At 70.8% G+C, this 24,987-nt stretch carries 25 protein-coding genes; 1 reads left to right on the top strand and 24 read right to left on the bottom strand.

What is annotated here, in order from left to right; genetic code table 11:
- Positions 1-27: 27 nt before the first annotated feature.
- The 14 genes from YWW_RS28530 to YWW_RS28515 form a co-directional block, all read right to left on the bottom strand.
- A complete protein-coding gene (locus YWW_RS28530; RefSeq protein ID WP_035699390.1) occupies positions 28-1,131 on the bottom strand; it encodes a histidinol-phosphate transaminase in 1,104 nt (367 codons plus the stop codon).
- Positions 1,128-2,435, bottom strand: a complete 1,308-nt coding sequence (hisD, locus tag YWW_RS0105715; protein ID WP_026929365.1) for a histidinol dehydrogenase — start codon at positions 2,433-2,435, stop codon at positions 1,128-1,130. Before hisD ends, YWW_RS28530 begins: the two co-directional genes overlap by 4 nt.
- A gap of 45 nt (positions 2,436-2,480) precedes the next feature.
- Positions 2,481-3,194 (bottom strand): hypothetical protein, encoded by a 714-nt coding sequence (locus YWW_RS0105710; RefSeq protein WP_026929364.1) that lies wholly within the window; start codon positions 3,192-3,194, stop codon positions 2,481-2,483.
- 57 nt (positions 3,195-3,251) lie between these two features.
- On the bottom strand, positions 3,252-4,346 hold the full coding sequence (locus tag YWW_RS28525; RefSeq protein WP_081687216.1) for a MinD/ParA family ATP-binding protein: 1,095 nt from the start codon (positions 4,344-4,346) through the stop codon (positions 3,252-3,254).
- 278 nt (positions 4,347-4,624) lie between these two features.
- A complete protein-coding gene (locus YWW_RS0105700; RefSeq protein WP_026929363.1) occupies positions 4,625-5,569 on the bottom strand; it encodes an RluA family pseudouridine synthase in 945 nt (314 codons plus the stop codon).
- Between the two features lie 11 nt (positions 5,570-5,580).
- Complete coding sequence (gene lspA, locus YWW_RS28520; protein WP_211228440.1) at positions 5,581-6,234, bottom strand: signal peptidase II; 654 nt, start codon at positions 6,232-6,234, stop codon at positions 5,581-5,583.
- The gene (locus tag YWW_RS0105690) at positions 6,207-6,620 is read right to left on the bottom strand and encodes a TraR/DksA C4-type zinc finger protein (RefSeq protein WP_026929362.1); all 414 of its coding nucleotides are present in this window, start codon (positions 6,618-6,620) and stop codon (positions 6,207-6,209) included. Before YWW_RS0105690 ends, lspA begins: the two co-directional genes overlap by 28 nt.
- 490 nt (positions 6,621-7,110) lie before the next feature.
- Positions 7,111-7,728 carry a hypothetical protein gene (locus YWW_RS0105685; RefSeq protein WP_026929361.1) on the bottom strand — a complete coding sequence of 206 codons (618 nt, stop codon included), beginning with the start codon at positions 7,726-7,728 and terminating at the stop codon, positions 7,111-7,113.
- 220 nt (positions 7,729-7,948) lie between these two features.
- Positions 7,949-8,893, bottom strand: coding sequence for a DivIVA domain-containing protein (locus YWW_RS37705; protein WP_026929360.1), 945 nt, complete (start codon positions 8,891-8,893; stop codon positions 7,949-7,951).
- Between the two features lie 83 nt (positions 8,894-8,976).
- Positions 8,977-9,270: a YggT family protein gene (locus tag YWW_RS0105675; RefSeq protein WP_035699389.1), complete on the bottom strand. Its 294-nt coding sequence runs from the start codon at positions 9,268-9,270 to the stop codon at positions 8,977-8,979.
- Positions 9,271-9,289: 19 nt separating this feature from the next.
- Complete coding sequence (locus YWW_RS37700; protein ID WP_026929358.1) at positions 9,290-9,856, bottom strand: cell division protein SepF; 567 nt, start codon at positions 9,854-9,856, stop codon at positions 9,290-9,292.
- 168 nt (positions 9,857-10,024) lie between these two features.
- Complete coding sequence (locus tag YWW_RS0105665) at positions 10,025-10,726, bottom strand: YggS family pyridoxal phosphate-dependent enzyme (protein WP_051325421.1); 702 nt, start codon at positions 10,724-10,726, stop codon at positions 10,025-10,027.
- Positions 10,716-11,837 (bottom strand): cell division protein FtsZ, encoded by a 1,122-nt coding sequence (gene ftsZ / locus YWW_RS0105660; protein WP_026929356.1) that lies wholly within the window; start codon positions 11,835-11,837, stop codon positions 10,716-10,718. The genes YWW_RS0105665 and ftsZ overlap by 11 nt, the downstream gene beginning before the upstream one ends.
- Positions 11,838-11,914: 77 nt before the next feature.
- Positions 11,915-12,643, bottom strand: coding sequence for a cell division protein FtsQ/DivIB (locus tag YWW_RS28515; RefSeq protein WP_051325420.1), 729 nt, complete (start codon positions 12,641-12,643; stop codon positions 11,915-11,917).
- 98 nt (positions 12,644-12,741) lie between these two features.
- Between YWW_RS28515 and YWW_RS0105650 the strand changes: the two genes are divergently transcribed.
- Positions 12,742-13,665 carry a siderophore-interacting protein gene (locus YWW_RS0105650; RefSeq protein ID WP_035704092.1) on the top strand — a complete coding sequence of 308 codons (924 nt, stop codon included), beginning with the start codon at positions 12,742-12,744 and terminating at the stop codon, positions 13,663-13,665.
- Here YWW_RS0105650 and YWW_RS0105645 read toward each other — a convergent pair.
- From YWW_RS0105645 to YWW_RS0105600, 10 genes are all read right to left on the bottom strand, one after another.
- A complete protein-coding gene (locus YWW_RS0105645) occupies positions 13,662-14,270 on the bottom strand; it encodes a Uma2 family endonuclease (RefSeq protein WP_035699384.1) in 609 nt (202 codons plus the stop codon). The genes YWW_RS0105650 and YWW_RS0105645 overlap by 4 nt on opposite strands.
- 88 nt (positions 14,271-14,358) lie before the next feature.
- Complete coding sequence (locus tag YWW_RS35750; protein WP_026929353.1) at positions 14,359-14,853, bottom strand: hypothetical protein; 495 nt, start codon at positions 14,851-14,853, stop codon at positions 14,359-14,361.
- A 105-nt stretch (positions 14,854-14,958) separates the two neighbouring features.
- Entirely contained in the window at positions 14,959-16,371 is a 1,413-nt protein-coding gene (gene murC / locus YWW_RS0105635; RefSeq protein WP_026929352.1) for a UDP-N-acetylmuramate--L-alanine ligase, read from the bottom strand.
- Positions 16,372-16,498: 127 nt separating this feature from the next.
- Positions 16,499-17,608 carry a UDP-N-acetylglucosamine--N-acetylmuramyl-(pentapeptide) pyrophosphoryl-undecaprenol N-acetylglucosamine transferase gene (locus tag YWW_RS0105630; protein ID WP_026929351.1) on the bottom strand — a complete coding sequence of 370 codons (1,110 nt, stop codon included), beginning with the start codon at positions 17,606-17,608 and terminating at the stop codon, positions 16,499-16,501.
- A gap of 54 nt (positions 17,609-17,662) precedes the next feature.
- The gene (gene ftsW / locus YWW_RS28510) at positions 17,663-18,931 is read right to left on the bottom strand and encodes a putative lipid II flippase FtsW (RefSeq protein ID WP_035699383.1); all 1,269 of its coding nucleotides are present in this window, start codon (positions 18,929-18,931) and stop codon (positions 17,663-17,665) included.
- Positions 18,928-20,334: a UDP-N-acetylmuramoyl-L-alanine--D-glutamate ligase gene (murD, locus tag YWW_RS0105620; RefSeq protein WP_155829953.1), complete on the bottom strand. Its 1,407-nt coding sequence runs from the start codon at positions 20,332-20,334 to the stop codon at positions 18,928-18,930. Before murD ends, ftsW begins: the two co-directional genes overlap by 4 nt.
- 10 nt (positions 20,335-20,344) lie before the next feature.
- Complete coding sequence (mraY, locus tag YWW_RS0105615; protein ID WP_026929349.1) at positions 20,345-21,475, bottom strand: phospho-N-acetylmuramoyl-pentapeptide-transferase; 1,131 nt, start codon at positions 21,473-21,475, stop codon at positions 20,345-20,347.
- Positions 21,472-22,878 (bottom strand): UDP-N-acetylmuramoyl-tripeptide--D-alanyl-D-alanine ligase, encoded by a 1,407-nt coding sequence (locus YWW_RS0105610; protein WP_026929348.1) that lies wholly within the window; start codon positions 22,876-22,878, stop codon positions 21,472-21,474. Before YWW_RS0105610 ends, mraY begins: the two co-directional genes overlap by 4 nt.
- A gap of 32 nt (positions 22,879-22,910) precedes the next feature.
- Positions 22,911-24,404: a UDP-N-acetylmuramoyl-L-alanyl-D-glutamate--2,6-diaminopimelate ligase gene (locus YWW_RS0105605; protein ID WP_026929347.1), complete on the bottom strand. Its 1,494-nt coding sequence runs from the start codon at positions 24,402-24,404 to the stop codon at positions 22,911-22,913.
- A 37-nt stretch (positions 24,405-24,441) separates the two neighbouring features.
- The gene (locus YWW_RS0105600; protein WP_035699382.1) at positions 24,442-24,933 is read right to left on the bottom strand and encodes a MarR family winged helix-turn-helix transcriptional regulator; all 492 of its coding nucleotides are present in this window, start codon (positions 24,931-24,933) and stop codon (positions 24,442-24,444) included.
- Positions 24,934-24,987 lie beyond the last annotated feature (54 nt).

The raw sequence follows: 24,987 nt of genomic DNA, 5'->3' as shown, positions 1-24,987 counted from the left end.
GTTCTCCTTCTTGGCGAGGCTTGCGGGTCATGAACCGGTTCCGAAGAGGTCCGGGTGCCGATCCATGACGGTCTCGAAGGCGGCGAGGAAGGCGGTGGTCTCCTCCTCGGTGCCGGCGGTGACGCGCAGGCGCCCGGGCAGACCGACGTCGCGGATGAGGACGCCCTGCTCGAGGACGGCCCGCCAGACCGCGGCGGCGTCGGCCAGGCCGCCGACGAGCACGAAGTTGGCGTCCGAGTCGGCCACCGGCAGGCCCTTGGCGCGCAGGTTCTTGACGATGCGGTCCCGCTGGTGCTTGAGCTCGTCGACCTCGGCCTGGAGCCGCGCGGCGCAGGCGAGGGCGCCGCGGGCGGCGGCCTGGGTCAGGCTCGACAGGTGGTACGGCAGGCGCACCAGCAGCAGCTTCTCGACCAGTTCGGGATCGGCCGCGAGGTAGCCGACGCGGGCCCCGGCGAACGCGAAGGCCTTGCTCAACGTGCGGGTGACGACGAGGCGCTTCCTGCCTGCCAGGCGGTTCAGGGCGGTCGACTCGGGGTCGCGGGCGAACTCGGCGTAGGCCTCGTCGATGACGACGATGCCGCGGGCGGCCCCGTAGGCGGCCTCGATGACGTCGGCTCCGAGCGCGGTCCCGGTCGGGTTGTTCGGGCTGACGAGGAAGACCAGGTCGGGGTCGTGCTCGGCGATCGCGGCCCGCACATGGCCGGCGCTGAGCGTGTAGTCGTCCTCGCGTCCGGCGTCGACGAATGCGGTGCCGGTGCCGCGCGCCAGCAGCGGGTGCATCGAGTACGACGGCATGAAGCCGAGCACCGTGCGGCCCGGCCCGCCGAAGGCCTGGAGCAGCTGCTGGAGGATCTCGTTGGAGCCGTTGGCGGCCCACACGTGGTCGGCGGTCAGGCCGTGCCCGAGGTAGGCGGCGAGGTCGGTCCGCAGCGCGAGGGCGTCGCGGTCGGGGTAGCGGTTGAGGCCCCGGACCTCCCGCGACAGGTACCGCTCGACGATGGCTGCGACGTCCTCGGGAATCGCGTAGGCGTTCTCGTTGGTGTTCAGCTGCACCGGCACTTCGAGCTGCGGCGCGCCGTAGGGCGTCTTGCCGCGCAGCTCGGGGCGCAGCAGACGTTCGAGCTCGCTCATGACTCGAACCTCGCGCGGACGGCCTCGCCGTGGCCGGGGAGGTCCTCGGAGTTCGCGAAGGCCACCACGTCGGCCGCGACGGCCTCCAGGGCCTCGCGCGAGTAGTCGACGATGTGGACGCCGCGCAGGAAGGTGTGGACGCTCAGCCCGGCCGAGTGGCGCGCGCACCCGCCGGTCGGCAGCACGTGGTTCGATCCGGCGCAGTAGTCGCCGAGCGAGACCGGCGAGTAGGCGCCGACGAAGATCGCCCCGGCGTTGCGGACGCGTCCCGCCACGGCGCGGGCGTCGGCGCACTGGATCTCGAGGTGCTCGGCGGCGTAGGCGTCGGCGACGGCGACCGCCTCGTCGACGTCGGCGACGAGGATCGTCCCGGACTGCTCCCCCGCGAGCGCGGTGGCGATGCGCCCGGAGTGGCGCGTGGCGGGGACGCGGGCGGCGAGCTCGGCGTCGACGGCGTCCGCCAGGGCGGCCGAGGTCGTGATGAGGACCGAGGCGGCGGCTGGGTCGTGCTCGGCCTGGCTGATGAGGTCGACCGCGACGTGGACCGGGTCGGCGCCGTCGTCGGCGATGACGGCGATCTCGGTGGTGCCGGCCTCGGCGTCGATGCCGACCAGGCCTTTGACGGCCCGCTTGGCGGCGGTGACGTAGATGTTGCCGGGGCCGGTGATCATGTCGACCGGTTCGCACTCGCCGGCGCCGTAGGCGAACATGCCGATGGCCGCCGGGCCGCCGACGGCGTAGGCCTCGTCGAGGCCGAGGAGTCCGGCGACGGCGAGGATGCCCTGGTCGGGCAGGCCGCCGTTGGTCTTCTGGGCCGGTGAGGCCAGCGCGATGGACTCGACGCCCGCGATCTGGGCGGGGACGGCGTTCATGATGACGCTGGAGGCGAGCACGGCGAGCCCGCCGGGCGCGTACAGGCCGACCCGGCCGACCGGCACGTAGCGTTCGGTGACGACGCCGCCCGGGGCGACCTCGGTGGCGACCTCGGGGAGGCGCTGGGCCCGGTGGGCGGTGCGGACGCGGTCGATGGAGGCCAGGTAGGCGCGGCGCAGCTCGGCGTCGAGGCCGCCTGCGGCGGCCTTGATCGCCGACTCGGGGACGCGCAGGTGCTCCAGATGCACGCCGTCGAAGCGCTCGACGGTCTCGACGACGGCGGGCTTGCCGCGGTCGGCGATGTCGTCGAGGAGCGGCTGGATCTGCCGCAGGGCCGCGTTCACGTCGAAGGCGGGGCGCGGCAGCAGGCCGCGCAGGGCGCGGGCCGGCTGATCGGCTACTTCTCCTGAAAGGTCGATGCGTCTGAGCACGCTACAAGGGTAGTTGGCGGTCTTCGGGGCGCGAAAGGCATACCGCTATTCGGGAACGTCCGACCGAAGACTGGGCCGACGTGACCAACCTGCGCAGACGGTGTAAGTGAAGACCGCGGCGAGGGCCATCACGCCGAGGGCACCCAGCTGGAACGACTCGAGCGCGGTTGTGACGTGCCCGACCTTGAGCGCGTCCCAGGCCGCGGCGGGGTCGAGCGCGACGAACAGGACCGACGGCGGGCGCCACATGTGCATGCCGGGCGGGGCGGCCGCGACGGCGGTCCAGAAGGCGTCCCATTCGGCGGCGCCGATCCGCCAGGCCAGGACCTGGCAGCCGATGGAGCCGACGACGAGGCCGAGGAGGACGGTCGGCCCGCGCCGCCCGCGCATGGCGTACCAGGCGACGATGGCCGCGATGACGCCGAGGAGCAGGCCCATGCCGGAGAAGTACAGGTCGGCCTGGACGTAGCCGTCGGGGTAGGTCTCGACGGAGTACCAGCCGCCCTCGACGGTGACGTATTCGACTCTGGGGGTGATGACCTGCCACAGCATCGCGAAGGGGAATCCGAGCGCGGTGAGGAGCACGGCGAGGGCTCCGGCGGCGAGCAGGTCGCGGCCGAGGGTGCGGTCGGCCGGGCGGTCCTGCGGGGAGGGCTCGGCGACGGCGGCCCCGGGCAGGCCGGGGTCGGTCTCGGGCGCGTCGTCGGGGAGGGCCTCGGCGGGCCGGAGTTCGGCGGTGCGTTCGGCGTCGTCTGTCACGCCGACGATCCTGCCACAGTGTCCGGGCGGCTCGCCGTGCCGAGGCGAGGTGGAGGCTCAGAGCCCGTCGACGATGGTGGCGGCGGCCTCGAACCAGGCGGTGCGCGTGGCGGGCCGCAGCGCGGAGAACTCGATCTTGGCGCCCGGCTCCAGGGCGGGGTCGTAGGGCACGACGGCGACGGCGCGGGTGCGGGAGGCGAAGTGCTTGCGCAGGTCCTCCAGGAGCGGACCGGCGTTCGGCGTGGGCATCGACAGGAGCGTCACGGCGTTCTGGACGAGGTGTCCGTAGCCGTTGTCCTCGAGCAGGTCGAGCATCCAGTCGGCGGAGAACGCGGCGTCCTCGCGGGGGACGGTGGTGACGACGAGGCGGTCGACCGAGGAGACGACGGTGCGCCAGTTCGCTGACTCGACGTTGTTGCCGGTGTCGATGCAGACGATCTGGTGGGTGCGGGTGAGGATGTCGAGCACCCGCAGGACCGTGGTCGGGTCGAGCTGGCGCTGGAGCTTGGGGTCCTCGTCGCCGGCGAGGACGTCGAAGGAGCCGTCGGCGGAGTGGCGGAGGAACTCGTCGAGGTGCTCGGGCAGGTGCACGCCGGCCGCTTCCACGTCGTTCAGGTGCTCGACGAGGTGGCGGATGGTGCGCCCGTGCCGGGCCGATCCGGCGCGCAGGCCGAGCGTGCCGCGCAGTTCGTTGTCGTCCCAGGCGATGACGCCGCCGTCGCGGGCGGTGCCCATGGCCGCCGCCGAGAGGACCGTGGCGGTGGTCTTGTGGACCCCGCCCTTGGGGTTGATGAACGCGATGACCTGGCTGCGGCCGAGGTCGCGGCGCAGCCGCTGCATCGTCGCCGGGTTCGGTCCGGCGGCGGGCGGCGGGGGCGGCTGGTGCCTGACCGAGGCCGGCGGGAGTCCCCGCGGTGTCTGCGGGGGTGTCTGCGGAGGGAGCTGCTGGGGCACGGGGCGGCGTCCGGCCGACGGCACGGAGTTCCGCTGCGGCGGCGGCGCCGAGGGCGCCACGGGCGGGGAGGCGTAGGTCTCGCGCGGCGGCGGCGTGGGCGTCTGCTGTGCTCCGCCCCGGCCGCGCCCTCGCCCGAGCAGGTTCCGCCACCGCGACCCTGCGTCGGGGCGTTCACTCCAAGCTTCGGGTGAGCCCACGCGCAACCTCCTCTCGGCCATGCTGAACAGCCGCGCCTTCCCGGCCTGCCAACTACCACCCGCGACTATTAGAACACAACGATTCCTCGGGGCTCCGTCGTGAATCGCGGGCGCGCGGACCGGCTCGGGGAGACGTGCGTTACTCCTTCGCCGGTGCGTCGACCGGTTCGGCGGACGTCGGCCGGGGCCGCCCGGGTCCGGTTCAGAGCCCTGGACGCCCGCCGCCGCCCGGTGCGTCGTTGCGCCGGGCGGTCGTACGAGTGCAGTCTAGTGGCTCCTCATTGCTCGGCCCTCAACCGTGCCAGGGCGGATTCGAGGTCCTCGGGGTATTCACTCTCGAAGGTAACCGGCCGGCCGGTGCCGGGGTGGGCGAACTCGAGCCGGTAGGCGTGCAGCCATTGCCTGGTCAGGCCGAGTTTCTCGGTCATGGTGGGGTCGGCGCCGTAGGTGGCGTCGCCGACGAGCGGATGCCCGAGCGCGGAGAAGTGGACGCGGATCTGGTGGGTGCGGCCGGTCTCCAGGCCGACGTCCATCAGGGAGGCCCCGGGGAAGACCTCGATCGTGTCGTAGTGGGTGACGCTGGGCTTGCCTCCGGCGACGACGGCCCACTTGTAGTCGTGGCGGGGGTGGCGTCCGATCGGCGCGTCGACGGTGCCCGAGAGCGGGTCGGGGTGCCCTTGGGCGATGGCGCGGTAGCGCTTGTCGACGAGGCGCTCCTTGAAGGCCCGCTTGAGTTCGGAGTAGGCGTGTTCGCTCTTGGCGACGACCATCAGGCCGGAGGTGCCGACGTCGAGGCGGTGCACGATGCCCTGGCGCTCTTCGGGGCCGTGGCTGGAGACGCGGTACCCGGCGGCGGCGAGGCCGCCGGTGACGGTCGGGCCGGTCCAGCCGGGGCTGGGGTGGGCGGCGACGCCGACGGGCTTGTCGACCACGACGATGTCGTCGTCGGAGTGGATCACGCCGAGCCCTTCGACCGGTTCGGCGGGAGCGGCGCGGACGTCCTCGGGCGGGGGCGGCAGGAGCACTTCGAGCCAGGCGCCGGCGCTGACGCGCTCGGACTTGCTCGCGCAGGCGCGGCCGTCGACGAGGACGTCGCCGGAGGTGACGAGCTCGGCCGCGACGGTGCGCGAGAGTCCCAGCAGCCGCGAGACGACCTGGTCGACGCGCTGGCCTTCGAAGCCTTCGGGGATCGGCAGTGACCGCGTCTGGCGCATCGGGGTCATGGAACCGGCGTTCACTTTCCCGGCTCCGGCTCGGGCTCCGGTCTGGGGCTGCGGGACTGCGGCGAGAAGCCGCGCCCGGTCAGCTCGAGCAGCACGATCAGGATCACACCGCACACCAGGGCGGAGTCGGCGAGGTTGAAGATCGCGAAGACCTCGCCGTGCGGTTTGAACACGCTGATGAAGTCGACGACGTGGCCTTGGGCGAAGTCGCCGTCGAGCGGATCGCCGGGGTTCGAGGGGGCGCGGAGGTACCGGTCCACGAGGTTCCCGGCGGCGCCGCCGAGGACCAGGCCCAGCGCGATCGACCACGCGGGGTAGACGATCCTGCGGGCCAGGAAGATCAGGAAGACCACGACGCAGGTGGCGACGATCGCCAGGACCCACGTGTAGTCGGTGAACATGCTGAACGCCGCGCCCGAGTTGAACGTCAGGCTCAGGTACACCAGGCCGCCGAGGATGCGGACCGGCTCGCCTTGGTCGATGTTGTCGAGGACGAGGACCTTCGTGAGCTGGTCGAGGCCGATGGCGGCGGCCGCGATCAGGTAGCAGGCCAGCATCAGGCCCGGTCTGCGCTTCGGGGTCTCGTCGTCTCGCTCCGGGTTACCGGCCATGTCGGTGTCGGGCTGCGTGTCCTCGCTCAGCGTCGCTCCTCCAGCTGTTTGCAACTGACGCAGAGGGTAGCCGACGGGAAGGCGGCGAGACGAGCCGCGGGGATGGGTTTACCGCACCGCTCACAGATGCCGTAGTCGCCGGCGTCGACGCGGTCGAGCGCGTGGCTGACCTGCCGGATGCGCTCGGAGATGGCGTTCGCGACCGTCACTTCGTGCTCGTGCTCGACGGTCTTGGAGCCGGAGTCGATCTGGTCGTCTCCGGCGGTGTCGGAGAGGCGTTCGCGCTGCGCGACGGCGATGGAGTCGACGAAGCGCTGCTGCTCCTCGACGAGTTCGTCGAGGCGCTCTTTGAGGGCGGCGCGCAGTTCGGCCTGCTCGGAGTCGGTGCGGACCGGATGGTCGGCGGCTTCGGCGGCGGTGGCCGGGGTCGTCTGCTTCACGGTCTTCTTCGCGGCTTTCTTCGCGGGGAGGTGCTCGGCGGTCTTCTTCGCCGTCTTCTTGGCAGCCTTTTTGGCGGTCTTCTTGACCGCGGCCTGCTTCGCGGCGCTCTCGGAGGCGCTCTGCTCGGCGGCCGTCCGCTTCGCGGCGGTCTTCTTCACCGCTTTCTCGGTCGCCTTCTTCGCGGCCTTCTGCTGGGTCTTCCTGGCTGCACTCATGACGGGCCTCTGGAGGGGTGTGTCGGATTCGGTTCCGGTCGGCGCAGGGCAGCCCGCATGTCCGTACGCAGGTCCTCTCCCGCCGTGCTCGCAGCGGTGGCGTTCGGCATCGTGGCTCCCCAATTCGCGTACCTCTGACACCTCGTCAAGACGAGGACAATGCGCGGTGGGCCCTTCGAGTGGACGCACGCCGCGCAATTAAGCACACAGGATACGCAAGACCCGCAACTAGGTCAATTACTTCGGGAACTTGTGTCCGGACTGTGCGTGCAGGTCAGCGACCGGCCATCGGGGCCATGAGCAGGCGGGAGGCCGGTTCGCAGAGGGCGCACGGGGAGAATCCCAGTTCGAGGGCCTCGGCGACGGCGAGCGGCTCGTGGTCGCGGCCGACCAGGTGGACGCAGCTCGCGTGGTGGAAGCGGGGGCGGCCGTCGACGACGGCGACCTCGGCGTCCAGCCGCATGAGAGCGGCGGCGTCGACGCTGCTCATGGGTTGCTGAGCGGGTTCGTCACCCGCGCCCGGCGGCTCTTCGGCGGCGTGGGCCGCGCGGCCGCCGCCGCGGCGCCGCGGCGGAGTCTCGAACCTGATCTCGGGTTCGCGGTCGACGGCGTAGTCGGTGGGTTCGAAGACACGCCCGGCGACGATGGGGATCTCGGTGGTCGGGGTGTCGTCCAGGCCGATCCGGGTGAGCTCCTGGGTGTCGTCGACGGCCGGACGGCGGGCGGCGGAGGGCCGCCGCGGCGCGCCGCGGCGGGCGCCGACGTACAGGGCGACACCGGCCGCGAGGCTCGTCGCGATCGACGAGGTCAGCAGGTGGTCGTTGCCGGTGATCAGGCCGATGGTCAACAAGACCGCCGCGGTGACGAGGATCAGCAGGCTGCCGACGATCACGACGAGTCCCCTCCCAGGCACGGGAGCTCTCCGCCCCCGCGCAGTCCCGTGCGGCCGGGCCGCAGTTGGTGAACGCATGCGTAGCGGTGAGGGCGCCTCGGCGCGGCTCGCGAGCCGAACACCGTCTGGCGCCCTCACCTGCTCACTCATGTCTAACGAGACGATGCCCGTTCAGGTTATGGCCTGGGGGCGGGCTATGCGGAGGAGAAGAGCGGGAGGACTATCCGCGCGCGCCGGGGAGGCCGGCGAAGCCGCCGGCTCTGGCGGGAGTGCCCTTGCCGGTCCGCTCGTGCTCGACCGGCTGCTGCTGCGCCACCACCTCTTCGGCCTCCTCGGGGCCCTGCTGACCGTTGAGGTCGCGCAGCTGGCTCTCGAGGTAGAGCTTGAGGCGGGTGCGGTACTCGCGCTCGAAGGTCTTGAGCTCGTCGATGTGCTTGAGCAGCGAGGCGCGCTTGTTCTCCAGGGCGCCCATGACCTTCTGGCGCTCCTGCTCGGCCTCGATCTCGAGCCGCTCGGCCTTGTCGCGGGCCTGTCCCACCAGGTCTTCGGCCTGCGTGCGGGCCTCGGTGACCATCGTCTCGGCCTCGCGCTGCGCCTCGGTGACCATCGTCTTGGACTCGTGCTGCGCCTCGGTCATCATCGACTGGGCCTCGCGCTGCGCCTCGCTCACCAGGGTGTCGGCCTCCCGGCGGGAGTCCTCCAGGTGCTCGTCGGCGGTGCGCTGCGCGACCATGAGCAGCCGCAGCGCCTCCTGCTCGCCGCCCTGGCCCATGCCTTCGGGGGCGTTCTGCTGCGGCGCGCGCTGCGCGGCCTGCTGGAGCTGCTGCTCGAGCTGCTGGGTCTGCTGCTGGGCGGCCACCATCTGCTGGTGGGTCGCGTGCAGCTCGGCCTCGAGCTCCTGCATCTGCTGCTCTGCGGCGTGCTTCTCCCGCTGCACTCGGTCGAGCGCGGCGGCCATCTCGGCGTGGTCGGCGGCCCCGGGGGGAGCGCCGGCGCGGAGGCTTTCGATCTGAGCGCGAAGTTCGCCGTTCTCGTCGCTGAGGCGGGCGAGTTCACGCTCCACCTCGTCGAGGAAACCGTCGACCTCGTCCTCGTCGTATCCGCGCTTTCCGAGCATGGGTTTCTTGAACGTGACGTTGTGAACGTCTGCTGGGGTCAGCGGCATTCGAAACTCCTTCTCAGCTATTCGCCTGGCGGCCGGGGCCACTCGACACCATAACCGGGTCTCGCACCACACCCCCGTCGCCGCTACGCGATCGCTTCCCCGACGACGAAGTCCATCAGGATCCACACGATCAAGAGCAGCGCCAGGAACGCCAGATCAATCGATACAGTACCAAGCCGCAGGGGCGGTATGACCTTCCTCAACCCTTTCAGGGGAGGGTCGGTGACGCTGAACACGGTTTCCAGCAAGGCGGCCGCCTTGGGGCCGGGTTGCCATCTGCGGGAGAACTGGACCACCACGCTGCCCACCAGCCGCGCCAGGAGGAACAGGTAGAAGGCGAAGAGCGCCAGATAGATCAGCTGCAGTGCGAGGTTCACGGTCGCCAGTATCCCTCAATCACGACTGGTTGAAAAATCCGCCCTCGGCGATCTTCGCCTTGTCCTCGGCCGTCACCTGCACATGGGGGGGCGAGAGCAGGAACACGCGGTTCGTGACCCGCTCGAAGGAGCCCCTGGTGCCGAAGATCAGCCCGGCGGCGAAGTCGACGAGCCGCTTGGCGTCCGCCTCCTCCATCTCCGAGAGGTTCATGATGACCGGAGTGCCGTCCCGGTAGCGCTCGCCGATGGTGCGCGCCTCGTTGTACGTCGTGGGGTGCAGGGTGGTGATCCGGTAGTTCGTGGGGGACTCCTCCTCGGCCGGGACGGGTCGCACCGGCGCGGGATCGGCCAGCGCGAGGTTGTCGCGGGTCAGCGGAGTGACCGAGCCGGAGCTGCGGTTGAGCTGCCGGACGGTGCCGCGGTCGTCGCCGGCGCGGCCGAGCCGCCCGGTGGTGCGCTGGGTGTGGCGGCTCTGCGCCGCGGGTTCGTCAGCGAACTCGTCATTGTCGTCGTACGCGTTGTAGCCGCGGTCCTCCTCGTCTTCGATGAGGCCGAGCCACACGCCTGCCTTCCGCATCGCGCCCATCGATCGTGCTCCCTCCTCGGGCCGCCCCTGTTGAGTCAGGTACGCGGTCTCATCCTAGCGCCGACTCCTTACACGGATGTGTTTTTGATCCAGCCAGCCGCCGGAGGCGGCAAAAGATCCCGCGGCGCCGCGCGGACGGCGCCGGATCGACATCAATTGCCACATACCTTACGCCATCGGCTCACGTTCGCCGAGGACGTTTCTCCCCAGTCTGACCATTGTGGCCCCACAGGCGACGGCCGCGGCGAAGTCGCCGCTCATGCCCGCCGATATCTCGGCGGCCGCGGGCTCCACGGCCCGCACCGTCTCGGAGCATTTCGCAAGCAGTTCAAAGGCTTTGACCGGCTCCCACCCGAGCGGAGCGACGGCCATGACGCCGCGCAGCCGCAGCGATGCCGCCCCGGCGGCCGCCTCCGCCAGGAGCGGGAGGTCGCCGATCGAGGCGCCGCCGCGCGAGGTGTCGTCGTCGAGACTGACCTGGAGCAGCACGTCGATCGGGCGCTCGGCGGCCCTGTCGAGGGCCTCGACGAGCCGGGGCCGGTCGACCGAGTGGACCCAGCCGGCGTACCTGGCGACCGAGCGGGCCTTGTTGCGCTGCAACCGGCCCACGAAGTGCCACGTGGCGTCCAGGCCCCGCTCGGCGAGTTCGGCGGCCTTCGGGGCGGCCTCCTGGTCGCGGTTCTCCCCCAGATCGGACTGGCTCAGTTCGACGAGCGTCGCGGCGTCGGCGGCCGGGAAGTTCTTGGTGACCACGATGAGCCGCACCGAGTCCGGTTCACGTCCCGCCTCGCGGCAGGCCGCGGCCACGGCCTCGCGGGTGCGGGTCAGATTGTCCCGCAGCTGCGCTCGTCGGCTCCCCTCAGGAACCATGCTTGAGGAAGTCCGGGACGTCCACGTCGTCGAACAGGACCTTGCGCGGTTCGGGGACCGAGCTCTCCCGCTGCGGCTCGGGCTCGGCGGCCGGCTCGGGCCGGTGCTCGGGCTCGGGGACGCCGCTGGAGATCCGGCTGGGCTGGGCCAGCTCGAACTCGGACTCGTTGGTGTCGAAGCCGGCGGCGATGACCGTCACGCGGGCCTCTTCGCCGAGAGCGTCGTCGATCACCGCGCCGAAGATGATGTTGGCGTCGGTGTGGGCGCAGTCGGAGACGAGCTCGGCGGCGTCGTTGATCTCGAACAGGCCGAGGTCGGAGCCGCCGGCGATGGACAGGAGCACCCCGCGGGCCCCCTCCATGCTCTGCTCCAGCAGCGGCGACTCGATCGCGGCGCGGGCGGCCTCGACGGCGCGGTTCTCACCGCGGGCCGAGCCTATGCCCATCAGGGCCGAGCCGGCGCCGCTCATGACGCTCTTGACGTCCGCGAAGTCGAGGTTGATCAGTCCGGGCGTCGTGATCAGGTCGGTGATCCCCTGGACACCGGAGAGCAGCACCTGGTCGGCGAGACGGAAGGCGTCCATCATGGAGATGGTGCGGTCGCCGAGGTGGAGCAGCCGGTCGTTGGGGATGACGATGAGCGTGTCGCACTCGTTGCGGAGATCCTCTATTCCGGAGACCGCCTGCGTCTGGCGCCGCTTGCCTTCGAAGGCGAACGGACGGGTGACGACGCCGATGGTCAGCGCGCCGAGCTTGCGGGCGATGTTGGCGATGACGGGCGCGCCGCCGGTGCCGGTGCCGCCGCCTTCGCCGCAGGTGACGAACACCATGTCGGCGCCCTTGAGGACCTCTTCGATCTCGTCGCGGTGATCCTCGCAGGCCTTCGCGCCGACCTCCGGGTTGGCCCCGGCGCCGAGGCCGCGAGTGAGCTCGCGGCCGACGTCGAGCTTGACGTCGGCGTCGCTCATCAGCAATGCCTGCGCGTCGGTGTTGATGGCGATGAACTCGACGCCTTTGAGTCCCGCCTCGATCATCCGATTGACAGCATTGACGCCGCCGCCTCCGACTCCAACGACTTTGATGACGGCGAGGTAGTTGTGCGGTGGTGTCATCGCTGCTGCCTTCCTTCCCTGACCGGCCCCATGATGCGACAAACGGGAGGTGCGAACACGCCCGTTCTCCCCTAACGCTAACTCACAGAGGGTGCATCTGGTGCGCTGACATCGACATGTTCGTACCCGCTCTCCAGCAATCGAAGCGCGACGCGGGCTTTCTCTTCGTTCGCCGAGCCGTCGCCCCACTTGAGCGTCCGTCCACCTTCGAGGTACAGCGTCACCGCCGCGGGTGACGGCGTCTCGACCCGTTCCACCGCGTCGGCCAGGGCCGATGGCAGTGAGCGGAGGACCGCGATGGTCTCGGTGGTCGCCAGGTCGCCGGGCCCCGGGGCGTCGAGTTCGACGTTCCAAATGGACTCGGGGATTTCGGCGACTTCGTCGAAGACGACGCCTTCGGAATCGATCATGAGAAAAGTCTCTTCGCCCGAGGGCACGGCGAGATATGGCTCGCGCTCGGTCACCTCGATGAGGATCGCAGTGGGCCACGAGCGCGATACATCGACCGATTTCACTGGGGGCGACGAGGCGACTTCGGCGGCGATCGCGTCGAGGTCGGCTCGGAGGATCGACTGATCGAGGTAATCGTCTGCGGCCGAGGCCACTTCGGCCGGGTCCAGGACGCTGGTCCCGGAGACGCGGACCTCCTTGACGGCGAACAGCGGTGTGGCCCAGACGGTTCCGAACGCGAGCGACACGACGGCCACCACGGCGAGGCCCCACGGCCACAGGCGGCGGCCCGGCACGCGGCGGCGCACGAGGTGGACGAGTCGCCACGGGCCCTGGTCTTCGCGTCGAGCGCGCATCGCTCGATGATGCCACGTCGAGGCCCGACGGGAGTGGCGACATGCCAGTCGACTCATATAAGGTAAGGCAAACCTTATTCTTCTAGGAGGAGCAGCGCGTGACGACGCAGACCGTGGATCTCACCCTCGACACCGTCCGGCCGTGGCGGGCCTTCCGCGGCGCCGTCAAGGCGCTGCGGCGGCTCAGCCCGTCGTTCCTGCGCGTCACCTTCGCCTCGGACGAGCTGCGGTATTTCGCCGACAACGGCTACGACCAGCGGTTCAAGCTCATCTTCCCGGCTCCGGCGTGCGGCTTCGAGAAGTTCCCCGACGGCGACCGGTGGTACTCCGAGATGCGGGCGCTGCCCGACGAGGAGCAGTGCCGGGTGCGGACCTACACCGTCCGCGCGGTGCGCCCCGAGACCGGCGAGGTCGACGTGGACATGGTCGTCCACGAACCGGAGGCGGGCCACGAGTCCCCCGCCGTGCGGTGGGCCCTGGCCGCCGAGGTCGGCAGTGAGCTCGTGCTGCTCGGGCCGGACGCGCGCTACGACGGCCCGCACGGCGGCCTTGACTTCCACGCGCCGGAGAACGCCGAAGTGCTCATCGGCGGCGACGAGACGGCCGCGCCGGCCATCGCCGCGATCCTGGAGCGCCTGCCGATCACCGCGCACGGCAAGGTCTTCATCGAGGTGCCCGGGACCGCCGACGCCCTGGAGCTGGACGCGCCGCCGGAGGTCGAGGTGCACTGGCTGCCGCGCGACGGCGCCGAATGGGGCTCACAGCTCGTCCCGGCCGTCACCGAGGCCGCCGCGGGTCTGAAGATCCGGGCGACGCTGGAGGAGCTCGAGGACGTCGACGTCGACACCGAGACGCTGTGGGACGCGCCGGGGGAGGCCGGGGTGTGCGAGTCGTACGTGTGGATCGCGGCCGAAGCGGGCGTGGTGAAGACTCTGCGGCGCACCATCCGACAGGACCTGGGCCTGCCGAAGGACTGCGGCGCCTTCATGGGCTACTGGAGGAACGGCCGCGACGCCGACTAACGCTGCCGTTTGAACGCCGAGGTGTCGAGCTCGAAACCGAACGGTTCGGGCACCTGCACCGGTTTGCCGAACTCCACTGCAACCAGGCTCTGATAACCGTATCGAGACGACGGTTCGGAGTAGACGGTGCACCGCTGCTCCTTCATATCGAACAGGAGGTAGACGGGCACGCCGGCGTGTCCGTAGAGGTCGGCCTTCGTGGTCAGATCACGTCCTCGCGTCGAAGGCGAGGTCAATTCGGCCACGAGCGACAGCGCTTCCCCCGGGAGTTTCGACGAATCGATCTCGATCATGTCCTCGTCGGCCACCCACACGTCGGGGCCCACCGCCGCCGCATGGTTCGGGAAGACGAACTTGAACGGAGCCCCACTGGTCACATGACTCTCAGGTGCATGCGGTTCGAGTTGGTTCAGCAACGAGTTCATCGGCCTGAAATAGGAGCCCCGCGACCACGGCGACACGACGATATTCCCCCCGAACACCTCGGCACTGAATCCATCCGGAAGATCCAGTTCACTGGCAGTCTCCACCATGTAACCGAAGTCTTCGCTCCGTTCATCATAGGAGCATGCCTCATTGTCCGGTTTCTGGAGGGTCATGACCATCGTCGCCTCCTCGGCTGGTTCGAGTGGTGATCACCGTGTTGACCTATGCCAACTATAGGCGAGCCGGGGCGGGCACGCATCCGGCCGCTCAGCCGCATGCCTCGTGCGCCCGGTCGATGAACTCGGAGACCGAGGCGATGCCGCGATCCGACAAGACCTCGCCGGGCTCCAGACCAGCGAGGTCGGCCATCTCGAAGGAGACCGAGCCGAGCGTGCCGGCCCCTTCGGGCAAGGCCCGCACCCGGTAGATCCGGTCGTCCTCGAAGCCCACCGGCCGACCGCCGTCGTCCTCCCAGCGGGGATCCGGTTCGGCCAGGGAGACGGCCGCCGGATCGGCGTAGCTCGGTTCGGGGTTCTCCAGTTCCCGCTCGGTGGCCCAGTTCCGGCCCTCCGGCCCGGGCTCGGCGGCGCTCGCGGAGCTGATCTCGATCCTGTCGGCGGGCCCTTCGCACGAGGCCATCACCAGAACCGGATCGCCTTGGGCGTTCACGCCGACGCCGACGTCACCCACGTCTTCCGGACTGCATCCGGCGAGCGCCGCGGCGGCGGACACCGCCAGGAGCGTGATCAGAAGCGTGCGCATACTCCCAGTGAACCCCGGTGCGGTGCCGAGCGACGCCCGCACAGCGGTATTGCGACGGAGACGTGCCCGGGCCGTGACCGGAGACCGGTCGCGGCCCGGGGCGGCTCAGCGGAGGATGTCGTCGGGCATGAGGGAGATCGGCGGGGCGCCCATCGTCACCACCACGTCGCCTTCGGCGGCGAGGGCCTTGACCGCGGCCGGGACGTCGTCCCATTCGGGGACGAAGACCTTGTCCTCTTCGGGCAGGTCGACGGCCTCGGCGAGCCTCACAGCGCCCTCGCCTTCGGGGATCGCCTCGCCGGGGGCGAAGATCTCCATGACCACGACCCGGTCGGCGAGCGAGAGCGCCTCGGCCAGCTCGGAGCGCAGCTCGATGGTGCGGTAGACCCGCAGCGGCATGAACACCACGATCAGGCGGCCCGGCGCGGCCACCTCCTTGAGGGTCTTGATCGCCGCGGTCATCGCCGTCGGGTGGTAGGCGTACTCGTCGTAGACGCCGAAGCCGTCCACCTCGCCGCGCTTCTCGAAGCGGCGCTTGACGCCGCCGAAGGCGGCGAGGCCCTTCGCGATCTCGTCGGCCTCGAGCCCGACGTGCAGGCCGACGGCGATCGCCGCGCCCGAGTTCAGCGCGATGTGCGCCCCGGGCATCGGCAGGTGGAAGCGGCCGAGCTCCTGGCCGTGGAGCAGGACCGTGTAGTCAACGCCGTCCTTGTGGGACTCGATCTCGCCGATCTGGATGTCGGCCCCGTCCGAGCAGCCGTAGGTGGCGACGGTGCGGCCCTCGCCGCGGAACTGCTCGGCCAGGGCGGCGGTGCGCGCGTCGTCCGCGCACAGCACCAGCAGGCCGTCCTTGCTCGTGTTGCGGCAGAACCGCTCGAACGCCTCGGTCAGCGACGCCATGTCGCCGTAGGTGTTCAGGTGGTCGAGGTCGATGTTGGTGACCACGCCGATCTCGGGCCGGTAGCGCAGGAACGAGCGGTCGGACTCGTCGGCCTCGGCCACGAAGTGCTCGCCGCCGCCGTGCGCGCCGTTGAACGAGCCGATGGTCTCGCCGCCGTTGACGTACGACGGGGCCTTCCCGGCGTGCTCGAGCATCTGGACGATGATCGCGGTGGTGGTGGTCTTGCCGTGGGTGCCGGTGACGACCACCGAGCGGCGGCCGGTCATGGCGGCGGCCAGGGCCTCGGAGCGGTGCAGGACCGGGATGCCGCGGCGGCGGGCCTCGACCACTTCGAGGTGCTGGTCGTTGTGCGCCGTCGAGCGGACCACCGTGTCGACCCCGTCGAGGTTCGACTCGCGGTGCTCGCGGTGGAGGACCACGCCGAGGCGCTCGAGCTCGGGCAGGTTCGGCCAGTCCTTGGTCTCCGAGCCGGCGACCTCGAGGCCGCGGGTCGCGTACAGGCGGGTCAGGCCGTTCATGCCGACGCCGCCGACGCCGATGAACAGCGTGCGGCCGAGGTCCTCGGCGGTCGTCCCCTCGTCGATCGGGGAGGACAGGTCGTTCGGGTCGTTCGTCATCGCGCAACCGCCTTCAACGTGCTCTGCCCGCTCATGCGCCCACGGCCTTCAACGTGCTGTGCTTCATGAGTTCACGGCTTTCAGAGTGCTGTGCTTCATGGGTTCATGGCTTTCAGAGTGCTGTGCTTCATACGTTCACGGCTTTCAGAGTGAACTGCCTCAGGGCCTCGTCGCCGTCGCGGCGTCCGAAGCCCGCGGAGGCTTGGGCCATCGCCGCCAGTCTCGCACGGTCGGTGATGAGCGGGACGAGGTTGGCCTCGATCCACGAGGGGTTGAGGTTCTCGTCGTCGCAGAAGATCGCGCCGCCGGCGGCCACGACGGGCCCGGCGGTGCGGTACTGCTCCTTGTTGCCCCACGGCATCGGCACGAACACGGTCGGCAGGCCCAGCGCGGTCACCTCGGCGACGGTCATGGAGCCGCCGCGGCCCATGACCATGTCGGCGGCGGCGTAGCCGAGCTCCATCTCGTTGAGATAGGGCAGCGTCCGGTAGGCGACCGGCAGGCCGTCCGGCACGTGGACCGGTTCCTCGCGGCGGGCGCCGATGATGTGCAGGACCTGGATGCCGCGGTGGGTGAGCGCGTGGGCGGCCCCCGAGACGGCCTGGTTGATGGAGTTCGCGCCCTGGGAGCCGCCGTACACGAACAGGACGGGCCGGTTCGGGTCGAGCCCGAAGCGGGCGCAGGCCTCGGCGCGGCGGGCGGCCCGGTCGAGCCGGGAGATCGCCGGGCGCAGCGGCACGCCGGTGATGGTGCCGTCGGCCAGCAGCGGCGACGTCTGCGGCAGGTGCGGGAAGCCGAGCGCGAGGTTGTCGCTGAACTTCAAGGCGAGCTTGTTGGCGACCCCGGGCGGGTCGTTGAACTCGAAGATGACCATGGGGGTCTTGCGGCGCCAGGCGGCGAGGTAGGCGGGGACGGCGACGTAGCCGCCGAAACCGACCACGACGTCGGCCTGCACCTCGTCGAGGATCGCACGGGTCGCCTTCATGGCCTTGAGCATGCGCGGCGCGGTCAGCAGCAGGTCGACGTTGACCTTGCGCGGCAGCTGGTGCGCGGGGACGTTGCGCAGCTCGTAGCCGGCCTTGGGGATGAGCTCGTTCTCCAGGCCCTTCTCGGTGCCGAGGCAGGTGATGCGGATGCCGGGGTCGTGGCGGCGCAGGCAGTCGGCGTACGCCAGGAGCGGGTAGATGTGGCCGCCGGTGCCGCCTCCGGCGAGGACGGCCGATCGTAGCTGAGGCAACTTCAAGGCTTTCTGGTCGAAGGGACGGTGTCGGACTCGGGGTTGCTCGCCCGATCAGCCGGAGGGAGTCCTGCTCCCGCTGGTCTGCTTGGACGAGGAGCCGCTCTCGGCGCCGGCGGGCGCTGGAGGCAGGGGTGCCCACAGGAATCGTACGAGACGGGACGGATTGCGCGCCCGCAGTGCCACGGCGGCGTCGGGTTCGGCACGCGCGAAGCCGGCGAGCATCCCGACGGCGGCGAGCACGACGACCAGCGCCGTGCCGCCGTCGGAGATGAACGGCAGCGGGACCCCGGTGATGGGGATGAGGCCGAGGACGCCGCCGATGTTGATGAACGCCTGGCCGGCCAGCCACATCGTGACGCCGGCCGCCACGAGCTTGCGGAACGGGTCCGCCGAGCGGCGCGCGATGCGGAAGCCGGTGTAGACGAGGACGCCGAACAGCGCCAGGATCACCAGGCAGCCGACGACGCCGAGTTCCTCGGCGATGAGCGCGAAGATGAAGTCGTTGTGGCCGTTGGGGAGCCATTCCCACTTCTGGCGGCTCTCGCCGAGGCCGACGCCGAACCAGCCGCCGTCGGCGATCGCGTAGTAGCCCTGGATGGCCTGGTAGCCCCAGCCGTCGGCGAAGTCCTCGGGGCGGTTGAAGGAGACGATGCGCTCCATGCGGTAGCCCTCGAAGGCGATGAGGAGGGCCGATCCGGCGAGGGCGATGGCGAAGAGGGTGCCGAGGATGCGCATCGGCACCCCGGCCGACCACAGCAGGCCGATGAACATGGCGACGATGATGAGCATGGTGCCCAAGTCGGAGTAGCCGATGATGATCATCGACAGGCCCGCGATGGGGAACAGCGGGACGGCGAGGTCCCGCCAGGAGGCGATGCGCGGGCCGAGGCGCACCAGCGAGTCGGCCACCCACAGCAGCAGCGCGAACTTGGCGAGCTCGCCGGGCTGGAACTGGACGGGCCCGAGGTGGATCCACAGGTCGTCGGTGCCGACGACCGAGTTCCCGAAGTTCGGGGCGAGCAAGATCAGGCCGAGGATCACCGAGAAGACGAGCAGCGGCCGGGAGACGCTGCGGTAGGTGCGGGCCGGGAGGCGCTGGGCGATCCAGAAGCCGACCAGGCCGACCAGCGCCCACGTGGCCTGCCGGACGACGATGGCGAAGGCGTCGCCGTTCTCGGAGTAGGACTCGACCATGGTCGCGGAGAAGACCATGACCAGGCCGATGGTGAGCAGGAGCGCGCTGGAGGACAGCAGCAGGTAGTACGAGGCCAGCGGTCGGTCGAGCAGGCCTCGGAGCGTCTCGGTGAAGCCGGACCTCACGAGGTCTCGCTCGGGTCGTCCATACCGAGAGTCTGCCTGACGGCGGCGGTGAAGGCGTCCCCGCGGTGGGCGTAGGAGCCGAACATGTCGTAGGAGGCCGCGGCCGGGGACAGCAGGACGGTGTCTCCGGCTTCGGCGAGTTCGGCCGCGCGGGCCGCGACGTCGGTCATGACCGCATCGTCCCCGCCGTCGAGGACGGTGACGGGGAGGCCGGGGGCGTGTCGCGCCAGCGCGTCGGCGATCTGGGCCCGGTCCTGGCCGATGAGGATCGCGCCGCGCAGTTTCGTGGCGAAGCGGGCGACGAGCTCGTCGATGTCGACGCCTTTGAGCTGGCCTCCGGCGATCCAGACGACGGAGTCGTAGGCGGCGAGCGCGGCGGCGGCGGCGTGCGGGTTGGTGGCCTTGGAGTCGTCCACCCAGGTGATGCCGCCGGAAGCGGCGACGGTGACGTTGCGGTGCGGTTCGGGCTCGTATTCGCGGATCGCGCGGGCGATGTCCTCGGGGCCGACGCCCACCCGCGAGGCCAGCGCGGCGGCGGCGAGGGCGTTGGCGACGTTGTGGTCCCCGGCGGGCCGCACCTCGTCGGCCCGGCAGATCCGCACCGGGCGGCCGCCGGTGTAGTCGACGAGGTGGCCGAGGGCGACGCCGCTGCGCCCTCGGTTCGGCTTGTCTGCGACTACGCCGAACTGGCCCGGTTCGGGCTCGGCGAGGGTGAAGCCGATCGTCTCGGCGGTGGACTGCTCGGCGAGGGCGGTGACGTGGGGGTCGTCGAGGTTGACGATCGCGGTGCCGCCGCGCCAGATCGCGGTCTTCGCTTCGGCGTAGGCGTCGTAGCCGCCGTGCCAGGAGAGGTGGTCGGCGGCGAGGTTGAGGATCGCCCCGGCCTCGGGGGCCAGCAGCTTCGACCAGTGGAGCTGCTGGCTGGACAGCTCGACGGCGAGGACGTCGTAGGGACCGTTCGCGGCGAACACGAGCGGTTCGCCGATGTTGCCGAGGGCGGCGCTGCGCAGCCCGCCGGCCCTGAGCATCGCCGCGAGCATGGTGGTGGTCGTGGTCTTGCCGTTGGTGCCGGTGACGGCCAGCCAGCGCGGGGCGCCCGGTTCGCGCAGCCGCCAGGCGAGCTCGGGCTCGGAGTAGGTCTCGAGCCCGCGTTCGCGGGCGGCGACGGCGACCGGGTGGTGGGGCGGAAAGCCCGGCGAGAGCACGACCTCGTCGACGTCGTCGAGCAGCGCGGGGTCGAAGTCCTCGGCGGCGACGGTCCGGGCGCCGAGCGCGGCGAGCGCGGCGAGCCGCTCGGAGTCGTCGCGGTCGTAGACGGTGACGGCCTTGCCCTGCGCGAGGAGGGCCTCGGCGCAGGCGGTCCCGGCGACCCGTGCTCCGGCGACGAGGAATCGGTCGGCCATCTCCATCCCCCTACCCGGCGACTCTGAGGAAGTCGGCGAAGAAGAAGCCCAGGCCGATGCCCATGCCGATGCCGGCGATGATCCAGAAGCGGACGACGATGTTGACCTCGGACCATCCGGCGAGTTCGAAGTGGTGCTGGAGCGGCGCCATGCGGAAGACGCGGCGGCCGGTCAGCTTGAACGAGGTGATCTGGACCATGACGCTGAAGGTGATGATGACGAACAGGGCGCCGATGATCGGCAGCAGCAGGATCGTCTTGGAGGCGAGCGCGAGTCCGCCGATGAGGCCGCCGAGGCCGAGGGCCCCGGAGTCGCCCATGAAGATCTTCGCCGGCGAGGTGTTCCACCACAGGAAGCCGAACATGGCTCCGGCGGCGGCTCCCGCGATGAGCGCGATCTCGAGGGGGTCGCGGACGTCGTAGCAGTAGTTCGCGGAGAGCGCCTCTCCGGCGCCGCCGCACCAGTGGCGGTACTGCCAGAAGCCGATGATGAGGTAGGCGGCGAAGGCCATCATGGACGCGCCGGTGGCGAGGCCGTCGAGGCCGTCGGTGAGGTTGACGCCGTTGGCGGTGGCGTTGACGACGAAGACGAAGAGGACGACGGCGCCGATGTTGGTCAGCGGCAGCCAGTCGATGTCCTGGGTGAAGGACAGGTACGGGGTGGCGACGGTGTCGGATATGGCGGGGTCGTCGACCGAGCCGGTGTAGTAGAGGGCGATGACGCCGAAGATGGCGGCGGCGATGGTGAGGCCGAGCATCTTCATCTTGCCGGAGATGCCGCCGGAGTGCTTCTTGCGGATCTTGAGCCAGTCGTCGATGAAGCCGACGAAACCGCAGGTCACGAACAGTCCGATGAGGACGAGTCCGGTGGCGGTGAAGTTGGTCGGCCGGGAGAACGCCTCGGTGTCGGCCTCGGGGAGCGCCATGAGGACGAGGTGGCCGACGATGTAGGCGACGACGGTGGTGAAGATGAAGACGACGCCGCCCATGGTGGGGGTGCCGGCCTTGGTGAGGTGGGTCTGGGGGCCGTCGGTTCGGATGGGCTGTCCGGCCTTGAGCCTGCGGAAGGCCCTGGCCGCGACAGGGGTGAGCGCCATGGTGAGCGCGAACGCCACGAACGCGGCGATGATTACGGCTCTCACTGGTCGTTGTCCTCCTTGGCGCGCAGATGATCGGCGACGTCCCAGGTGCGGTGGCGGGAGCCTTTCACCAGGACGCTGTCGCCGGAGCGCAGCCGGGTCCGCAGCAGTTCGATCGCCGCGGTCTGGTCGGGTACGTGGGTTGCGACGACTCCGTTGGCGCCGTCGATGCTGTGCTCATGATCGTTTCCGGCTGCGCCTTCAACGATCGGTTCGGTGCCGTCGCCGATCGCGATGAGTTCGTCGACGCCGGCTTCAGCGGCCTGCTCCCCCGCGCGGCGGTGGCATTCGTCGCTGAGTTCCTCGAGGTCGGCCATGAGGCCGAGGACCGCGATGCGGCGCCCGGCCGTGGGGAGCTGGCCGAGGGCGCGGATGGCGGCGCCCATCGAGGCGGGGTTGGCGTTGTAGGAGTCGTCGATGACGGTGGTGCCGTCGGGGAGGGTGAAGACGTCCATCCGGCGCTCGGACTTGCGTCCGGCTTCGGAGAGTTGCTCGGCGATGTGGTCGGGGCTCGCGCCGAGCCGCCAGGCGACGGCGGCGGCGGCGAGCGCGTTGTGGACGTGGTGGCCGCCCCACAGCCGCAGCCGGACGGGGGCGTCGCCGTCGGGGGTGCGCAGGGTGAAGCGGTGGCGGCCGTCGCCGGCTTCGACGTCGGCGGCGGCGATGTCGGCGGGGTTCTGGACGCCGAAGGTGAGCACCTGCGCGCGGGTCCGCTCGGCCATGGCCGCGACGCGGGGGTCGTCGGCGTTGAGGACGGCGGTGCCCTCGGGGGCGAGGAAGCGCGGCAGTTCGCTCTTGGCCTCGGCGGTGGTCTCGATGGAGCCGAAGCCGTCGAGGTGGGAGATGCCGACGTTGAGCACGGCCCCGATGTGCGGCGGGGCGATCTCGCACAGCTCGGTGATGTGTCCGATGCCGCGCGCGGCGAGTTCGAGTACGAGGTAGCGGGTGTCGGGCGCGAGGCGGCAGACGGTGTAGGGGTGGCCCAGTTCGTTGTTGAAGTTGCCTTCGGTGGCGACGGTGGGCCCGAGGCTCGCGCACAGGTGTCCGATGAGGTCCTTGGTGGAGGTCTTGCCGTTGGAGCCGGTGACGCCCACGACGGTGGCCTCGCTGCGGCGGGCGGTTTCGCGGGCGATGCCGGCGAGGGCGCGCAGGCCTTCGTCGACGTAGACGGCCGGGGAGTCGATCGGGCGGGTGGCGATGGTCGCCACCGCGCCCTGGGCCTCGGCCTTGGGAGCGAAGTCGTGCCCGTCGACCTTCTCGCCGGGGAGGGCCAGGAACAGGCCGCCCGGTCCGACTTTGCGGGAGTCGTGCTCGATCCCGCCGGTGACGACCGCCTCCGGGTCCGCCGTCTCGCTCAGTCTGCCTTCGGCGGCGGTGGCGATCTCGGCCAGGCTCATGGGGATCACGCGGCGGCTCCTCCTGTTCGATTCGGTGAGTGCTATGCGGGCGCGGATGCGGCCCAGCCGACTTCGCGCAGCGCTCTGGCGAGGAGCTCGCGGTCGTCGCTCTCCACCGGGCCTTCGGCGGTCTCGATGACCGTCTCGTGGCCCTTGCCCAGCAAGGCGATGGTGTCGCCGGGAGCGGCCGCGTTCGCGGCTTCGCGCACGGCGAGTTCCCGCCCCGGAATATTACGGCAGGGCACGCCTCGCACGGCGGCGGCCACCTCGTCGCGGATGCGCGCGGGGTCTTCGGTGCGCGGGTTGTCGTCGGTGACGACGACGAGGTCGGCTCCCCGGGCCGCCGCGGCGCCCATGAGCGGGCGCTTGGACCGGTCGCGGTCGCCGCCGGCGCCGAGGATCGCGATGACCTTGCCGGGGGTCGACTCCCGCAGGGAGTCGAGGACGGCGGTGATCGCCTCGGGCTTGTGGGCGTAGTCGACGACGCCGCGCACCGGGGCCGAGCCGGAGACGAGTTCCATGCGGCCGGGCACGCCGCGGCAGGAGGCGATCCCGGCGAGTCCGTCGGCGAGGTCGACGCCGGCCGCTTCGAGGAGGGCGGCGGCGAGGGCGGCGTTGGCGACGTTGTGGCGGCCGGGCATGTTGACCCGGCCCTTGGCCTCGCCGTGGGGGCCGCGCAGTTGGAACGTCTGTGTGAAGCCGTCGGCGGCGATGTCGTGGGCGTAGTAGTCGGCTTCGGGGTCGCGCAGGGAGAACAGGAGGGTTCCCCGGCCCGCGAGGATGGCGACGCGCTCGTCGTCGGCGTTGAGGATCTCGGTCTCGGCGCGCCCGTCGAACAGCTTGGCCTTGGCGTTGAAGTAGTCGTCGAGGTCGGCGTGGAAGTCGAGGTGGTCGGTGCCGAACATGGTGTACCCGGCGGCGGCGAAGCGGCAGCCGGCGACCCTGCCGAGCGCGAGGGCGTGGCTGGAGACCTCCATGACCACGTCGGTGACGCCGCGTTCGAGCGCGACGGCCAGGAGCGCCTGGAGTTCGGGGGCCTCGGGGGTGGTGCGCTCGGAGCGGATGACCTGGTCGGCGATGCGGGTCTCGACGGTGCCGATGATGCCGGTGGTGCGCCCGGCGCGGGTGAGGCCGGCCTCGACGAGGTAGGCCGTGGAGGTCTTGCCGTTGGTGCCGGTGATGCCGATGAGGTTGAGGTGCCGGGACGGGTCGCCCCAGACGCGGGCGGCGATGCCGCCGGTGAGCTCTCGGGGCTCGTCGGCGACCAGGACCGGCAGGCGTCCGGCGACGAGCTCGGCGCCTCGGGCGTCGGTGAGGACGCACACCGCGCCGCGGTCGGCGGCCTGCTCGGTGAACTCGGCGCCGTGGCGCCTGGAGCCGGGCAGCGCCGCGAACAGGTCGCCGGGTTCGACGAGCGCGGCCGCGAGGCTCACGCCGGTGACGGTGAGCTCGGAGTCCTCGGCTGCGGGAATCAGGTCGGCGAGGTCGGCGACCCGGTAGGGCCTGGTGTCCTCGGGCCTCGGAAAGGTTGACACGGCCTGACCCTACACCGCAGGACGGGCCGGGAAATGATCACTGCGTCTTGACCGGCCGTTCGGCGTCGTCGAGGTTGGCCGAGAGCGTGCCGAGGATCTTGGTGAGCGCGGTGGCCTGGTCGCAGTCGAGGGAGTCGAGGAAGACCTCGCGCACGAGCGAGAGGATGCACGGCCCGGCCTCTTCCAGGCGCCCGCGCCCGGCGGCGGTGAGGGTGACCCAGGTGGCGCGGTTGTCATGGTCGCATTTGTGGGTCTCGACCAGGCCCATGTCGGCGAGCCGCTTGGCCTGGTAGGTGACGGCGCTCTTGGCGGTGACGATGCGCTCGGCCAGCTCGCTCATGCGCAGGTGGTCCCCGTCGGCGTCGGCGAGGCGGACCATGATCTCGTACTGGGTGTGGGAGATGCCGTGGTGCTCCTGAAGGCGGCGCTCGATCCGCTGCTCCAGCCGGTGGGTGACGGTCAGGAACTGCGTCCAGACGGCGTTCACCTCAGGAGACAGCCAGCGGCTCTCGAAGTCTCCGGCGCTCATTCCCGACCCCCTTTCGTCCCTGTCACGGCCCGGCGGCCCGGGCGGATCGCGAGC

This window comes from Glycomyces tenuis DSM 44171, from assembly GCF_000427885.1.
GTDB lineage: Bacteria > Actinomycetota > Actinomycetes > Mycobacteriales > Micromonosporaceae > Glycomyces > Glycomyces tenuis.
Note: the sequence above shows the minus strand (reverse complement) of the source record. Positions and strands in the feature narration are given on the sequence as shown.

Bases quoted from the DNA above. Each gene is read 5' to 3' on its own strand.
- YWW_RS0105700 (WP_026929363.1), bottom strand. From the start codon at position 5,569: ATGACCCCGATGCGCCAGACGCGGTCACTGCCGATCCCCGAAGGCTTC.
- YWW_RS0105600 (WP_035699382.1), bottom strand. From the start codon at position 24,933: ATGAGCGCCGGAGACTTCGAGAGCCGCTGGCTGTCTCCTGAGGTGAAC.
- YWW_RS0105665 (WP_051325421.1), bottom strand. From the start codon at position 10,726: ATGGTTCCTGAGGGGAGCCGACGAGCGCAGCTGCGGGACAATCTGACC.
- murC (WP_026929352.1), bottom strand. From the start codon at position 16,371: ATGACGAACGACCCGAACGACCTGTCCTCCCCGATCGACGAGGGGACG.
- YWW_RS0105645 (WP_035699384.1), bottom strand. From the start codon at position 14,270: ATGGTCATGACCCTCCAGAAACCGGACAATGAGGCATGCTCCTATGAT.
- murD (WP_155829953.1), bottom strand. From the start codon at position 20,334: ATGGCCGACCGATTCCTCGTCGCCGGAGCACGGGTCGCCGGGACCGCC.
- YWW_RS28515 (WP_051325420.1), bottom strand. From the start codon at position 12,643: ATGCGCGCTCGACGCGAAGACCAGGGCCCGTGGCGACTCGTCCACCTC.
- YWW_RS35750 (WP_026929353.1), bottom strand. From the start codon at position 14,853: ATGCGCACGCTTCTGATCACGCTCCTGGCGGTGTCCGCCGCCGCGGCG.
- YWW_RS37705 (WP_026929360.1), bottom strand. From the start codon at position 8,893: ATGCCGCTGACCCCAGCAGACGTTCACAACGTCACGTTCAAGAAACCC.
- ftsZ (WP_026929356.1), bottom strand. From the start codon at position 11,837: ATGACACCACCGCACAACTACCTCGCCGTCATCAAAGTCGTTGGAGTC.
- YWW_RS28530 (WP_035699390.1), bottom strand. From the start codon at position 1,131: ATGAGCGAGCTCGAACGTCTGCTGCGCCCCGAGCTGCGCGGCAAGACG.
- YWW_RS37700 (WP_026929358.1), bottom strand. From the start codon at position 9,856: ATGGGCGCGATGCGGAAGGCAGGCGTGTGGCTCGGCCTCATCGAAGAC.